A 13345-nucleotide genomic window follows, 5' to 3' on the forward strand; every position below is an offset into this window, starting at 1 on the left:
CACCTTTGAAGCAGCAAACTGGTTAGGCAAGGGCGTAGATCTGAAGGGCTTTCAGGCACCGTGATTTGACGGCGGCCATGTAAGGCGATGCTGACGCTTTCAATTACCCACAAGTGTTTTTCCATTACCATATGCGGCTTCGAAGCCCATAACGAGGTCGGCGAGGCGGGAGAATCCCCGCCACAGGACGGTGGTTCCAGGCGGAGGGTCGTGTCGTCGGGCGAGGTAGCCGCCAAGGCGGGCGACGGCGACGATATAGAAATCGAGGTTACGCGCTTGGCCGGGGCGAGTGGCGGGCGCGGTGCGATCCAGGAGCGCCAATTCCGTGTCTGTGAAGACGGCCCGCGGCGTGCTCGCCGGTTCGGTACGGCGAAGCCACGTCATCCAGGAGATCCTCCAGGCCGTCACGCTGGCAAGCGCGATGCAATTGGCCAATCGGTCGGCAGTGCTGAGACGGATGTCTTCGATCCGGCATCCGGTCTTGAGGGTCTTGAAGAAGGTTTCGATACTCCAGCGCCGAGCGTACCAATCGAGCTTGTGGACGGCCTCCTCGAAGGAGGTTACGGCAAGGTTGGTGATCAGTTTCCACAGCAGCGGTTCCCGGTGGATGGGAGGATCGACCTCGATGGCATGGATGATCTGGAGCCGTTGATGTTCGTACTTTTTCTGTTTCCCAATTGGTGGACACACGGTCATGGTGGAGAACTTGATAGCCAGCTGGGCTTCCTGTGGCTGGCCGGTGGCATCCCGGAAGCGGATGAAATGCGTACCGCTGGGCTCGATCCCCTCCATTACCTGCGCGATCGTCGTCGCCCCGTCTTGGGCAAGCCGGTTGACGCAGGAGCGCACCAGGAAATGGGTGCCGAGTTCCCGGGCGAGGCTGAAGAGCTCATAGATATCGCTCTCCCGGTCACCGATATGGATGCACCGCTCGGGCGCGCCGATCAACTCGGTCGAAAGTCGAAGATTGTCGAGCCAGCGCATGCTCTCCTTCTGTTCGATCGGAACCCGTGTGGGATTGATCTTGCGTTTCAGAGCCTTCGTGCCTTTGAACTTGTCTCGCGACCAAAACCGCGCGGCGGCCAGCCCGAGCGGCAGGCCGTCGGGTGTAACGGCCAGGCTTACGTGCATGAGCATGCCGCAGATCGTATGCTGATGATGGCGCCCTTCCTTGGTTTTATGGCCGCAGGAGGTCTTCGTGAAACCGACTTTCTCGGGCTTGCTCCGTTTGAACGAGAATTCGGTGGTGTCCTGCAGCACGAGAATTGGTCCGTCTATGGCCTGTACCCGCAACGCGGTGGCCGCGAAGTGTCCCGCCAGGATCTTGTCCTCGCTGACATTCTCATTTGCAAAGAAGCGGTAAGCCGCCTTCGTATTCGCCCAGTCCTGGAACGCGGTGGGCAGCGATCCACCCGGTCGCTCTCCCATGGCAGCCAGCATCGCTCCCATCCGCCGGTTCAGCCGCGCATCACCCAGATCACAGCTTGCCGTTTCGTCATCCACCCACGATCCCATGTTTGCACCCTATACTGTGAGGTGCCCAACAACGAATCATGGCCGATTCCTGAGAGTCAAGCCTAAATGTGGCCCATCATCCATCAAGACCCACAAACTGTGGGTAATTTCAAGATGCTGACGCCCTCAGCTCTCCATAATTTGGTCAATGAATTCAGAGGAGTGGTGTATGCTGTGCTTTTCAACCGGATGCTTTGTGGGGGCAGGCCTTGATGCGATCTGAGAAATCTTTGTCTTGGGCGGGGCGGGCGGCCCTGGGCATCGCCCTGTTGGCGTTTTGCTGCCCAGTGGAGGCGGGGGCGTTTGACGGTGTCTCTCTCACCCGGGGCGGACGGCTGTACGACAACTGGATCGTGGAGAACAAGGACCGGCCCCCCACCGAAATCCATCCACAATTCATTCCCGGTCGGCCCTCCATGCATGACACCGAGAACAGTTGGCGTTGCGTTAGCTGTCATGGATGGGATTATTCGGGGGTGACCGCGCAACGGACCGGCCCTCTGGCGGCAGAATACCGTCCTTCCGTCGCGCAATTGACGGCGCTGCTCCAGGGGCCGACACATGGCTACCAGGGAAAACTGTCAAACCGCGATCTGGTGGATTTATCCGCCTTCCTCGCCGACGGTCGGGTGGATATGTCCGCCCATATCGAGCAGGATACGGGGATATCCCGGGGCAATCCGGCCCGGGAACAAAACCTCTATGATACGGTTTGCCTGAATTGTCACGGCGGCGATGGAAAACGCCTCGCGGAAATCGAGCCCCTGGGCGTCACCTCGCGGAAGAATCCCCAGAAAGCTCTGCATACGATCTTGAATGGACATCCCGGCGTTCGCATGCCGCCCATGCGGATCATCTCCCTGGACCGCCTGGGGAATTTGCTGGCCTATCTTCAGACGCTGCCGGATCTTCAGTTGGCGGCTTCGGTCACCCGTGGGGGGCGACTTTATGATAACTGGCAAAAGGAAAAGGACGCACCCGAGCAAACCTTCCGCCACCCGGCCTATCCGCTGACCGGGGCGCAGGCGAAACTGCCGTCGACCAATTGGCGATGCAAGGAATGTCACGGATGGGATTACAAGGGGCGCGACGGGGCCTATGGCGAGGGCGCCCATTTCACCGGCATTGTGGGCATTCGAGCCCAGGCTGGCGCGTCGCCTGATGACCTGCGCAATCTGCTGATGGATGAGAACCACCAATACCATGGCACAAGGTGGACGGGCAGCCTGTTGAATCAACGGGATCTCACGGATCTGGCGAATTTCGTCGCAGCGGGTCAAGTGGACATGGACAGCTTCATCGACCCCAAGACCAAAAAAGCCAACGGTCAGGCCGCCGACGGGAAAGAGAAATACGACGTCTTTTGCGCCACCTGTCATGGCATTGACGGGCATGCCCTGGCGACGGGATTCGATATCGGCGACCTCGCACGCGCCAACCCGTGGGAGACGCTGCATAAAATACGCAACGGCCATCCCGGCGAAACCATGCCTGGCCTGCAAGGGGTTCTGGAGGACCGCGCGTTGGTCAATATCTTGGCGCATACCCAAACGTTGCCCTGAGGAAACAAGCATCTTCCGCCGGGGGCCTCCGGCGGCTGCACAGGGATGAACTCCCCCGGTGACAAACGCCGCTCAAGCGGCCATAGTCGCCGCCATGTCCATGACCGTTTTCGACCGCCGGGCGGTGCGCCGCCATCGGGACCGGGCCGCACCCGGCTTTGCCGACTTCGACTTTTTGTTGTCCGAGGTGGCGGAGCGCTTGCTTGATCGGTTGGACGATGTGAAACGCAGCTTCCCCACCGCTCTTGATCTGGGCTGTCACACGGGCGAGTTGGGGTCTTTGTTGAACGGGCGGGGCGGTATCGAGACGCTGATACAGAGCGATCTGTCCCCGGCCATGGCGGCGCGCGCCGGTTCCCATGCGCTCTGTGCCGACGAGGAAGCCCTGCCTTTCGCCGAACAGAGCTTCGATCTGGTGTTGAGCTGCCTGTCCCTGCATTGGGTCAATGACCTGCCCGGCGCGCTGCTGCAAATCCGCCGCGCCCTGAAGCCGGACGGCCTGTTCATGGCCGCCCTGTTCGGCGGTCTGACCCTGGCCGAACTGCGCCAGTCCCTGGGGGCGGCGGAACTGCAATTAGAAGGCGGCCAGAGTCCCCGGGTCTCGCCGTTCGCCGACGTCAAGGACGTGGGCAACCTGCTGGCCCGCGCCGGGTTCACTCTGCCGGTGGTCGATACGGACCTGCTCACCGTGTCCTATGGCGAGCCGATGAAGCTGATGGCCGATCTGCGCGGCATGGGGGAAAGCAATGCCGTGCTGGAACGACGCAAGGGCTTCAGTCGCCGCGCCACTCTGATGACCGCACGGCAACAGTATCTGGAGGATTTTGCGGGCGAGGACGGACGTGTCCCGGCCACCTTCCAGGTGCTGTATCTGCTCGGCTGGGCGCCACACCCCGACCAACCCCAAGCGGCGGCGCGCGGCAGTGCCCAGGTCTGCCTGACCGATATTCTGGAGTAACCCATGGACTTCCCGACCCCGCTGCTGCGCGGCAAGCTGATCAAACGCTACAAGCGCTTCCTGGCCGATGTGGAACTTGACAACGGCGATCTGGTGACCGCCCATTGCGCCAATTCCGGCTCCATGCTCTCGTGCAAAGACCCCGGCTCCGAAGTCTGGCTCTCGGAGAGCGACAACCCCAAGCGTAAGCTCAAATACACCTGGGAACTGATCCGTATCGGCACCGGGCTGGTCGGGATCAATACCGGTCTGCCCAACAAGCTGGTGGCCGAGGCGATCACCGACGGCACCATAACTGAATTGCAGGGCTATGCGACCCTGAAGCCGGAACAGAAATACGGCCAAAACTCACGCATCGACATTCTGCTTTCCGACCCGGACCGTCCGCCCTGCTACGTGGAGGTGAAAAACGTCACCCTGATGCGCGACGGCTCCGGTCTGGCCGAATTTCCAGATGCGGTGACCAGCCGTGGCACCAAGCATCTTCAGGAACTGACGGACATGGTGGCCGAGGGGGCGCGGGCAGTTATGGTCTATCTGGTGCAACGCGAGGATTGCACGCGCTTCCGGGTGGCGACGGACATCGACCCGACCTATGATCGGGCGCTCAAGGCCGCCGTCGAGGCCGGTGTGGAAACCCTGTGCCATGCCTGCAATCTCACGCCGGACGGAATCACGGTGGCAAAACCCCTGCCGATTACGATATAGAAGTACAAACGAAACCAAGGAGCGACCTCTTGGACGCCGATTCCAGCAACATCATCATTCATAGCGAAGCCGACTTCGAGGGCATGCGCAGGGCCGGACGGCTGGCCGCCGAGTGCCTCGATTTCATCACCCCCCATGTGCAGCCCGGCGTCACCACCGGCGAACTGGACCGGCTCTGCGCCGATTTTGTCAGTGAGCGGGGCGGCATTTCGGCCCCTCTGGGCTATAAGGGATTCCCCCGTTCCATCTGCACCTCGATCAACCATGTGGTCTGCCACGGCATTCCCGGCGACAAGGTCTTGCAGGACGGCGACCTGATCAATATCGACGTCACCCCGATCCTCGACGGGTGGCATGGGGATTCCAGCCGCATGTACTTCGTCGGCAATGTCAGCGTCAAGGCGCGGCGGCTGGTCGATGTGACCTATGAGGCGATGATGCGCGGCATCGAGCAAGTCCGCCCCGGTGCTTCCCTGGGCGATATCGGCCACGCCATCCAGTCCTTCGCCGAGGAGCAACGTTTCTCTGTGGTGCGTGATTTCTGTGGTCACGGCCTGGGGCGGGTGTTTCATATGCCGCCCAGCGTGCTGCATTTCGGACGCCCGGCCGAGGGCATGATCCTGCGCCCCGGCATGTTCTTCACCATCGAGCCGATGATCAACGCCGGAAAGCACGACGTGAAAATCCTCGCCGACGGCTGGACGGCTGTGACTCGGGACAAATCCCCTTCGGCGCAGTTCGAACATTCCATCGGCGTCACCGAGGACGGCTGCGAGATCTTCACCCTGTCGCCCAAAGGCTGGCACCAGCCGCCCTATATCGGAGCCTAGAAACCTTGGGGCGCGGCAAGCCGGACCCGGATTCCGCCACCCTCGCCGAGGCCGGGCTGATCCTGTCGGAACGCGAGGCCGCCGACGGCAGCCCGGAATTCCAGGTTTCCGGCAACACCCATCCGCACCGCCATGCCCTGCGCGCTGCCGGGGGGCACTGGCACAAGATGAAGCAGCTTTGGGTGTTCAGCGGGGATAACCCCAGCGCCGCCATCGCCCAACAGGTCACCGCCCATGAGGCGCAACGGGGCCTGGCCGAGGACGGTGCGCCGGGTCTCGGCCACAACCAGCCCAAGCCCCACTATCACGGCCACCGGCAACGGCTGCGTGAGCGTTTCTTGGACAGTGAGCCGGGCCAGCTTTCCGACTATGAACTGCTTGAACTGATTCTGTTCTTCGCCATTCCGCGCATCGACGTCAAGCCGCTGGCCAAGGAGCTTCTGGCGCGCTTTGGCGGATTGGGGGGCGTTCTGGCCGCCGATCCGGACCGGTTGGCCGAGTTCGACAAGGTCAACCAGCCGACCGCCGTGCTGTTGCGCGCCATCCGTGACGCCACCCTGCGCCTGGGCCGCGAACAGGTTCTGGACCGTCCCGTCCTGGCCTCCTGGCAGGCGCTGATCGACTACCTGCGCAGCATCATGGCCCATGAGACCCGCGAATGCTTCCGCATCGTTTTCCTCAACCGGACCAACGAGGTCATCGCCGACGAGGAGCAGCAACGCGGCACTGTCGACCACACCCCGGTCTATCCGCGCGAGGTGGTCAAACGTGCCCTCGACCTGGGGGCGACGGCGATTATCTTGGTCCATAACCACCCCAGCGGCGACCCCACCCCGTCGCGCGGCGACATCGAGATGACCAAGGACATCAAGGAAGCCGCCCGCCTGCTCGGCATCGTCCTGCACGACCACGTGATCATTTCCCGCAAAGGCCACAGCAGTTTCAAGCAGATGGGGCTGATGTAGGGGGTAGCTGGGTTGGGGAAGGCTCGATTTTTTTGCGGATTTGCAGGTCATGCTCTGTCAGCCTTGCGAAGTCGCACCCGTTAACTGTAGGGGCTGGCCTCCTCGACCGGCACCCTGGCCAACCTCCTGCTGAGGAAGTCCGACGAGCTGTCTCGAAGTATGGGGTTATGTTTTTTCACCCCCCCCAGACAGCCTTGCGCCCATCTGGTGGCGACTTCGCAATCCGAAATAAATGCAGCGTCACCGAAATCCGGAATTTCCTCTGACCTGAGCCCCTGTTTCCCTCCAGTCATTGGTAGAGTCCAGGTTTGCAATGCTTGCCCTTTTGGGTCGGGATGACAAGCCAGTCCGGGGCATGCCCCGGACTGGCTTTGCCGGCGATCTCGGCGGGGGTGCGCCCGCCGAGGCTCGAATGGGGCCTGACGGTGTTGTAGTCCGCCTTCCAGGTATTCAGGACGGCGCGGGCATGGGACAGCGAGCCGAACAGTGTCTCGTTAAGGCATTCGTCCCGGAGCCTTCCGTTGAAGCTCTCGACGAAACCGTTCTGCATCGGCTTGCCGGGGGCGATGTAGTGCCAGTCGACCTTGCGGTCCTGAGACCATTTGAGGATTGCCATGCTGGTCAGTTCGGTGCCGTTATCGCTGACGATAGTCTTCGGCCTGGCCTTCCTTTGCCAGATCAGGGCATCGAGTTCCCGGGCCACCCGCAGGCCCGACAGGGAGGTGTCGGCGACGAGCGCCAGACACTCCCGGGTGAAGTCGTCGACCACGGCGAGAATGCGGAACCGGCGGCCATCGGCAAAGGCGTCGGAGACGAAATCCAGCGACCAGCGCCGGTTCGGCCCGTCCGGCAGGGTCATTGGCGCCCGCGTGCCGAGGGCCCGTTTGCGGCCGCCGCGCTTGCGCACCTGGAGGCCTTCCTCCCGGTACAGAGTAAGCATCCGCCCTATCTTTCAATTACCCACAAGTGTTTTTCCATTACCATATGCGGCTTCGAAGCCCATAACGAGGTCGGCGAGGCGGGAGAATCCCCGCCACAGGACGGTGGTTCCAGGCGGAGGGTCGTGTCGTCGGGCGAGGTAGCCGCCAAGGCGGGCGACGGCGACGATATAGAAATCGAGGTTACGCGCTTGGCCGGGGCGAGTGGCGGGCGCGGTGCGATCCAGGAGCGCCAATTCCGTGTCTGTGAAGACGGCCCGCGGCGTGCTCGCCGGTTCGGTACGGCGAAGCCACGTCATCCAGGAGATCCTCCAGGCCGTCACGCTGGCAAGCGCGATGCAATTGGCCAATCGGTCGGCAGTGCTGAGACGGATGTCTTCGATCCGGCATCCGGTCTTGAGGGTCTTGAAGAAGGTTTCGATACTCCAGCGCCGAGCGTACCAATCGAGCTTGTGGACGGCCTCCTCGAAGGAGGTTACGGCAAGGTTGGTGATCAGTTTCCACAGCAGCGGTTCCCGGTGGATGGGAGGATCGACCTCGATGGCATGGATGATCTGGAGCCGTTGATGTTCGTACTTTTTCTGTTTCCCAATTGGTGGACACACGGTCATGGTGGAGAACTTGATAGCCAGCTGGGCTTCCTGTGGCTGGCCGGTGGCATCCCGGAAGCGGATGAAATGCGTACCGCTGGGCTCGATCCCCTCCATTACCTGCGCGATCGTCGTCGCCCCGTCTTGGGCAAGCCGGTTGACGCAGGAGCGCACCAGGAAATGGGTGCCGAGTTCCCGGGCGAGGCTGAAGAGCTCATAGATATCGCTCTCCCGGTCACCGATATGGATGCACCGCTCGGGCGCGCCGATCAACTCGGTCGAAAGTCGAAGATTGTCGAGCCAGCGCATGCTCTCCTTCTGTTCGATCGGAACCCGTGTGGGATTGATCTTGCGTTTCAGAGCCTTCGTGCCTTTGAACTTGTCTCGCGACCAAAACCGCGCGGCGGCCAGCCCGAGCGGCAGGCCGTCGGGTGTAACGGCCAGGCTTACGTGCATGAGCATGCCGCAGATCGTATGCTGATGATGGCGCCCTTCCTTGGTTTTATGGCCGCAGGAGGTCTTCGTGAAACCGACTTTCTCGGGCTTGCTCCGTTTGAACGAGAATTCGGTGGTGTCCTGCAGCACGAGAATTGGTCCGTCTATGGCCTGTACCCGCAACGCGGTGGCCGCGAAGTGTCCCGCCAGGATCTTGTCCTCGCTGACATTCTCATTTGCAAAGAAGCGGTAAGCCGCCTTCGTATTCGCCCAGTCCTGGAACGCGGTGGGCAGCGATCCACCCGGTCGCTCTCCCATGGCAGCCAGCATCGCTCCCATCCGCCGGTTCAGCCGCGCATCACCCAGATCACAGCTTGCCGTTTCGTCATCCACCCACGATCCCATGTTTGCACCCTATACTGTGAGGTGCCCAACAACGAATCATGGCCGATTCCTGAGAGTCAAGCCTAAATGTGGCCCATCATCCATCAAGACCCACAAACTGTGGGTAATTTCAAGCCGCCCTATACCGCAGGCATGTCGGTTTGGGAGAATTGGTCCTCGATGATTTCCTTCAAGGATTCGTAGCTGCGTTGGGTAAAGGCGAGGGCATGTGTTTCCTCGGTGTCGTAGATCCATAGCATGCCGTCTTCGGGTTCGAGTTGTTCGGCGATCTCGCAGATCAGGTCCTCGTCGCATTCCAGGATCTGGGCGGCGCGTTTCAGGGTGAAGGCATGAGAAGGTGCCGCCATAGGGTCACGCGGCCAGGGCCTGGCGGTTGGTTTTCCAGGTCCAGGGCAGCAACTCGTCGAGCCGCTTGGCCGGGTGGTTGGCGATCCTGGTCAGCACATCGGAGAGCCAAGCCTGAGGGTCGACGTCGTTCATCTTGGCCGTGACGATCAGGGTGTACATGAGCGCGGCCCGCTCCCCGCCGCGATCCGAGCCGCAAAACAGCCAGGATTTCCGCCCCAGGGCAATCCCCCTGAGTGCCCGTTCGGCGGCGTTGTTACTGAGGCAGATGCGGCCGTCTTCGAGGAAGCGGGTGAAGTCCGTCCAGCGCCGGAGCATATAGTCCATGGCCTTGGCCACCAGGGCGTGACGCGACAGTTCGGCCCGCTGGTGATCCATCCAGGTCTTGAGGTCCCGAACCAGCGGTGCCGACCGTTCCCGGCGGACGGCCAGGCGCTCACCGGCGCTCAAGCCGTTGATCTCGCGCTCGATGGCGAAGATTTCGTCGATCCGCGTCACCGCCTCCAGGGCCAGGGGCGCCACCGGGGTCCTGGTTCTGCCCTTGGATTTGCTGTTCTTCCGTGCCGCCGCCTTGAGATCTGCCAGTTCGAAGAACTTGCGCCGTCCATGGGCCCAGCACAGGGCCAGGGGCAACGGACCCGGTTCCCGGTCGTCCTCGAACAGGCGGTTGAACCCGGTATAGGCATCGGCCTGCAGAATGCCGCCGTACCCGTTCAGATGGATTTCCGGATGCTCCGCCGTGCGGTCGCGGGAATAATAAAACAGTGCCGCCGGCGGATCCTGGGATCCAAACGGCGCATCGTCGCGCACATAAGTCCACAGCCGCCCGGTCCGCGTCTTGCCTTTGGCCAGCACCGGCACCGTGGTGTCGTCGCCGTGCAGCCGCTCGGCCTGCAGCACATGGTGTTTGATCAGATCGTGCAGCGGGCGCAGCTGGAAGGCACAGGCCCCCACCTGGTCGGCGAGGGTGGACAGGCTCAGCTCCACGCCCTCGCGGGCGTAGCGCTCGCTTTGCCGGTTCAGCGGCTGATGCTGGCCATACTTCTCGAACAGGATCATGGCCAGCAGGTTCGGCCCCGCCCAGCCCCGGGGCGTGGCGTGAAAGGGCGCCGGCGGCTGGCTGATCTTCTCACAGTCCCGGCAGCTGAACTTCTCGCGCACCGTCTGGATCACCTTCCATTGGCGCGGGATCACTTCGAGCGTCTCGGTCACGTCCTCGCCCAGCTTGCGCAGCCGATCGGAACCACAGCATGCGCAGGTCTTGGGGGCTTCCACCACCACGCGCTCGCGCGGCAAATGGTCCGGGAACGGCTTGCGTCCGCCTGTTTTGCGGGTGAATGCCTTGACTTGAGTGGTTCGGGACGCGCAGGCTTCCGCCGCCAGTTCGTCCTCGGTGGCCTGGCTCTCCAGTTCGTCCAGTTCCAGCTCCAACTGGTCCAAAAGCCGCTTCGAGCGTTCCGAACGCGTGCCAAAGATCTGCCGCTTGAGCTTGGCGATCTCCAGCTGCAATAACGCGATCCTGGCGCTCGCATCCGCCACCCGGGCCTGGACTTCCGCCGCGTTCGCTTCCGCCTCAAAGGCCTTCGCCTCGGCCTCATCGGCACGGACCAAGGCCGCCGCAAGCGCGGTTTTGAGGGCGTCATTTTCGGTCTGCAGGAGGCTTTCCATGACCTTGATGGAATCACGATAACCCGCGTAAATCCAGTGCTTTTGGAAGATTATCAAAACAAAATTCAGCCCACGCTCAGGGGCCGCCAAGTCCGCGCCGGCATCCGCCAGTCGATGCCTTCCAACAGCATCGAGAGTTGCGCCGGCGTCACGCTCACCTTGCCCCCCGCCGGCGACGGCCAGACGAACCGACCCCGCTCCAGGCGCTTGGTGAACAGGCAGGCCCCCTGGCCGTCATGCCAGATGATCTTCAGCAAATCGCCCCGCCGACCCCGGAACACAAAAAGCTGGCCGCCAGAAGGATCCTGACGCAATACCTCCTGGACCAGAAGGGACAGGCCCGGAAATCCCTTGCGCATGTCCGTGTGACCCGCCGCCAGCCACACCCGAACCCCCGCCGGGACCGGGATCATCGGTCCTCAACCACAGCCAGAAGACGCCGCAGGGCGCCAGGATCAAACGCCCCCTCCACAGTGATCCGCCGCCCCCCGTGGCAGACGATCTCCAGCCGACCAGGCGAAGGCCCCGCCAAGCCGGATTGATCTCTATCCGTCGGCTCGCCATAAGTCTCCTCTGGAACAATCACCGCCGGGACAAACGTCACGGGCGGCTCTCCCCCAAACCGGCGACGCCAATTGAAGATCAGGTTCGCATTCAATCCATGACGCCGCGCCACAGCCGACGCCGATACGCCCGCAGCCGAAGCCTCCGCCACAACCTGTCGCTTGAACGCGTCACTGTACCGACGCCGCTTCCCTGACCGCCAATCCGTCATTGCCATTGATGTCCATCTATCCTTAAACGGACATCTATCGTCCGCAGAGACAGGGTCATGGATATCAATCAAGATGGGAAGGCGGTGCTCGACGACTTGAAATTACCCACAGTTTGTGGGTCTTGATGGATGATGGGCCACATTTAGGCTTGACTCTCAGGAATCGGCCATGATTCGTTGTTGGGCACCTCACAGTATAGGGTGCAAACATGGGATCGTGGGTGGATGACGAAACGGCAAGCTGTGATCTGGGTGATGCGCGGCTGAACCGGCGGATGGGAGCGATGCTGGCTGCCATGGGAGAGCGACCGGGTGGATCGCTGCCCACCGCGTTCCAGGACTGGGCGAATACGAAGGCGGCTTACCGCTTCTTTGCAAATGAGAATGTCAGCGAGGACAAGATCCTGGCGGGACACTTCGCGGCCACCGCGTTGCGGGTACAGGCCATAGACGGACCAATTCTCGTGCTGCAGGACACCACCGAATTCTCGTTCAAACGGAGCAAGCCCGAGAAAGTCGGTTTCACGAAGACCTCCTGCGGCCATAAAACCAAGGAAGGGCGCCATCATCAGCATACGATCTGCGGCATGCTCATGCACGTAAGCCTGGCCGTTACACCCGACGGCCTGCCGCTCGGGCTGGCCGCCGCGCGGTTTTGGTCGCGAGACAAGTTCAAAGGCACGAAGGCTCTGAAACGCAAGATCAATCCCACACGGGTTCCGATCGAACAGAAGGAGAGCATGCGCTGGCTCGACAATCTTCGACTTTCGACCGAGTTGATCGGCGCGCCCGAGCGGTGCATCCATATCGGTGACCGGGAGAGCGATATCTATGAGCTCTTCAGCCTCGCCCGGGAACTCGGCACCCATTTCCTGGTGCGCTCCTGCGTCAACCGGCTTGCCCAAGACGGGGCGACGACGATCGCGCAGGTAATGGAGGGGATCGAGCCCAGCGGTACGCATTTCATCCGCTTCCGGGATGCCACCGGCCAGCCACAGGAAGCCCAGCTGGCTATCAAGTTCTCCACCATGACCGTGTGTCCACCAATTGGGAAACAGAAAAAGTACGAACATCAACGGCTCCAGATCATCCATGCCATCGAGGTCGATCCTCCCATCCACCGGGAACCGCTGCTGTGGAAACTGATCACCAACCTTGCCGTAACCTCCTTCGAGGAGGCCGTCCACAAGCTCGATTGGTACGCTCGGCGCTGGAGTATCGAAACCTTCTTCAAGACCCTCAAGACCGGATGCCGGATCGAAGACATCCGTCTCAGCACTGCCGACCGATTGGCCAATTGCATCGCGCTTGCCAGCGTGACGGCCTGGAGGATCTCCTGGATGACGTGGCTTCGCCGTACCGAACCGGCGAGCACGCCGCGGGCCGTCTTCACAGACACGGAATTGGCGCTCCTGGATCGCACCGCGCCCGCCACTCGCCCCGGCCAAGCGCGTAACCTCGATTTCTATATCGTCGCCGTCGCCCGCCTTGGCGGCTACCTCGCCCGACGACACGACCCTCCGCCTGGAACCACCGTCCTGTGGCGGGGATTCTCCCGCCTCGCCGACCTCGTTATGGGCTTCGAAGCCGCATATGGTAATGGAAAAACACTTGTGGGTAATTGAAAGGCTCGACGAGGGGTTACGCCTTA

12 protein-coding genes and 1 pseudogene are annotated in these 13345 nt (G+C 61.9%); 6 read left to right on the forward strand and 7 right to left on the reverse strand.

Going from position 1 to position 13345, the window contains the following annotated elements:
- Positions 1-99: 99 nt before the first annotated feature.
- Positions 100-1515 (reverse strand): IS4 family transposase, encoded by a 1416-nt coding sequence (locus ACYQ1P_RS11880; protein WP_460018917.1) that lies wholly within the window; start codon positions 1513-1515, stop codon positions 100-102.
- Positions 1516-1727: 212 nt separating this feature from the next.
- On the opposite strand from ACYQ1P_RS11880, the gene ACYQ1P_RS11885 reads away from it, so the two are divergent.
- The 5 genes from ACYQ1P_RS11885 to radC all read left to right on the forward strand — a co-directional run bounded on the left by ACYQ1P_RS11885 (position 1728) and on the right by radC (position 6538).
- On the forward strand, positions 1728-3077 hold the full coding sequence (locus tag ACYQ1P_RS11885; RefSeq protein ID WP_460020569.1) for a c-type cytochrome: 1350 nt from the start codon (positions 1728-1730) through the stop codon (positions 3075-3077).
- 100 nt (positions 3078-3177) lie between these two features.
- Entirely contained in the window at positions 3178-4035 is an 858-nt protein-coding gene (locus ACYQ1P_RS11890) for a methyltransferase domain-containing protein (RefSeq protein ID WP_460021644.1), read from the forward strand.
- A 3-nt stretch (positions 4036-4038) separates the two neighbouring features.
- Positions 4039-4743: a DNA/RNA nuclease SfsA gene (gene sfsA / locus ACYQ1P_RS11895; RefSeq protein ID WP_460020570.1), complete on the forward strand. Its 705-nt coding sequence runs from the start codon at positions 4039-4041 to the stop codon at positions 4741-4743.
- 29 nt (positions 4744-4772) lie between these two features.
- Positions 4773-5573, forward strand: coding sequence for a type I methionyl aminopeptidase (map, locus tag ACYQ1P_RS11900; protein WP_460020571.1), 801 nt, complete (start codon positions 4773-4775; stop codon positions 5571-5573).
- A gap of 5 nt (positions 5574-5578) precedes the next feature.
- Positions 5579-6538: a RadC family protein gene (gene radC, locus ACYQ1P_RS11905; protein WP_460020572.1), complete on the forward strand. Its 960-nt coding sequence runs from the start codon at positions 5579-5581 to the stop codon at positions 6536-6538.
- A 289-nt stretch (positions 6539-6827) separates the two neighbouring features.
- Here radC and ACYQ1P_RS11910 read toward each other — a convergent pair.
- The 6 genes and pseudogenes from ACYQ1P_RS11910 to tnpA all read right to left on the reverse strand — a co-directional run.
- Positions 6828-7481: pseudogene (locus ACYQ1P_RS11910) on the reverse strand (IS3 family transposase); the annotation flags it as partial.
- Between the two features lie 9 nt (positions 7482-7490).
- Entirely contained in the window at positions 7491-8906 is a 1416-nt protein-coding gene (locus ACYQ1P_RS11915) for an IS4 family transposase (RefSeq protein ID WP_460018917.1), read from the reverse strand.
- Positions 8907-9025: 119 nt separating this feature from the next.
- The gene (locus ACYQ1P_RS11920; RefSeq protein ID WP_460020573.1) at positions 9026-9253 is read right to left on the reverse strand and encodes a hypothetical protein; all 228 of its coding nucleotides are present in this window, start codon (positions 9251-9253) and stop codon (positions 9026-9028) included.
- Between the two features lie 4 nt (positions 9254-9257).
- The gene (gene tnpC, locus ACYQ1P_RS11925) at positions 9258-10919 is read right to left on the reverse strand and encodes an IS66 family transposase (protein WP_460020574.1); all 1662 of its coding nucleotides are present in this window, start codon (positions 10917-10919) and stop codon (positions 9258-9260) included.
- A gap of 65 nt (positions 10920-10984) precedes the next feature.
- Positions 10985-11332 (reverse strand): IS66 family insertion sequence element accessory protein TnpB, encoded by a 348-nt coding sequence (gene tnpB, locus ACYQ1P_RS11930; protein ID WP_460020575.1) that lies wholly within the window; start codon positions 11330-11332, stop codon positions 10985-10987.
- On the reverse strand, positions 11329-11700 hold the full coding sequence (gene tnpA / locus ACYQ1P_RS11935; RefSeq protein WP_460020576.1) for an IS66-like element accessory protein TnpA: 372 nt from the start codon (positions 11698-11700) through the stop codon (positions 11329-11331). The genes tnpB and tnpA overlap by 4 nt, the downstream gene beginning before the upstream one ends.
- Before the next feature lie 203 nt (positions 11701-11903).
- Here tnpA and ACYQ1P_RS11940 point away from each other — a divergent pair, with 203 nt between their 5' ends.
- Positions 11904-13319, forward strand: coding sequence for an IS4 family transposase (locus ACYQ1P_RS11940; protein WP_460018917.1), 1416 nt, complete (start codon positions 11904-11906; stop codon positions 13317-13319).
- Positions 13320-13345: the final 26 nt, after the last annotated feature.

The sequence above is a fragment of the Magnetospira thiophila genome, assembly GCF_054657015.1.

Coding starts and splice junctions, on each gene's coding strand:
- ACYQ1P_RS11880 (WP_460018917.1), bottom strand. CDS start 1,515: ATGGGATCGTGGGTGGATGACGAAACGGCAAGCTGTGATCTGGGTGAT.
- tnpC (WP_460020574.1), bottom strand. CDS start 10,919: ATGGAAAGCCTCCTGCAGACCGAAAATGACGCCCTCAAAACCGCGCTT.
- ACYQ1P_RS11915 (WP_460018917.1), bottom strand. CDS start 8,906: ATGGGATCGTGGGTGGATGACGAAACGGCAAGCTGTGATCTGGGTGAT.
- tnpA (WP_460020576.1), bottom strand. CDS start 11,700: ATGGCAATGACGGATTGGCGGTCAGGGAAGCGGCGTCGGTACAGTGAC.
- tnpB (WP_460020575.1), bottom strand. CDS start 11,332: ATGATCCCGGTCCCGGCGGGGGTTCGGGTGTGGCTGGCGGCGGGTCAC.
- sfsA (WP_460020570.1), top strand. CDS start 4,039: ATGGACTTCCCGACCCCGCTGCTGCGCGGCAAGCTGATCAAACGCTAC.
- ACYQ1P_RS11885 (WP_460020569.1), top strand. CDS start 1,728: ATGCGATCTGAGAAATCTTTGTCTTGGGCGGGGCGGGCGGCCCTGGGC.
- ACYQ1P_RS11940 (WP_460018917.1), top strand. CDS start 11,904: ATGGGATCGTGGGTGGATGACGAAACGGCAAGCTGTGATCTGGGTGAT.
- ACYQ1P_RS11890 (WP_460021644.1), top strand. CDS start 3,178: ATGACCGTTTTCGACCGCCGGGCGGTGCGCCGCCATCGGGACCGGGCC.
- ACYQ1P_RS11920 (WP_460020573.1), bottom strand. CDS start 9,253: ATGGCGGCACCTTCTCATGCCTTCACCCTGAAACGCGCCGCCCAGATC.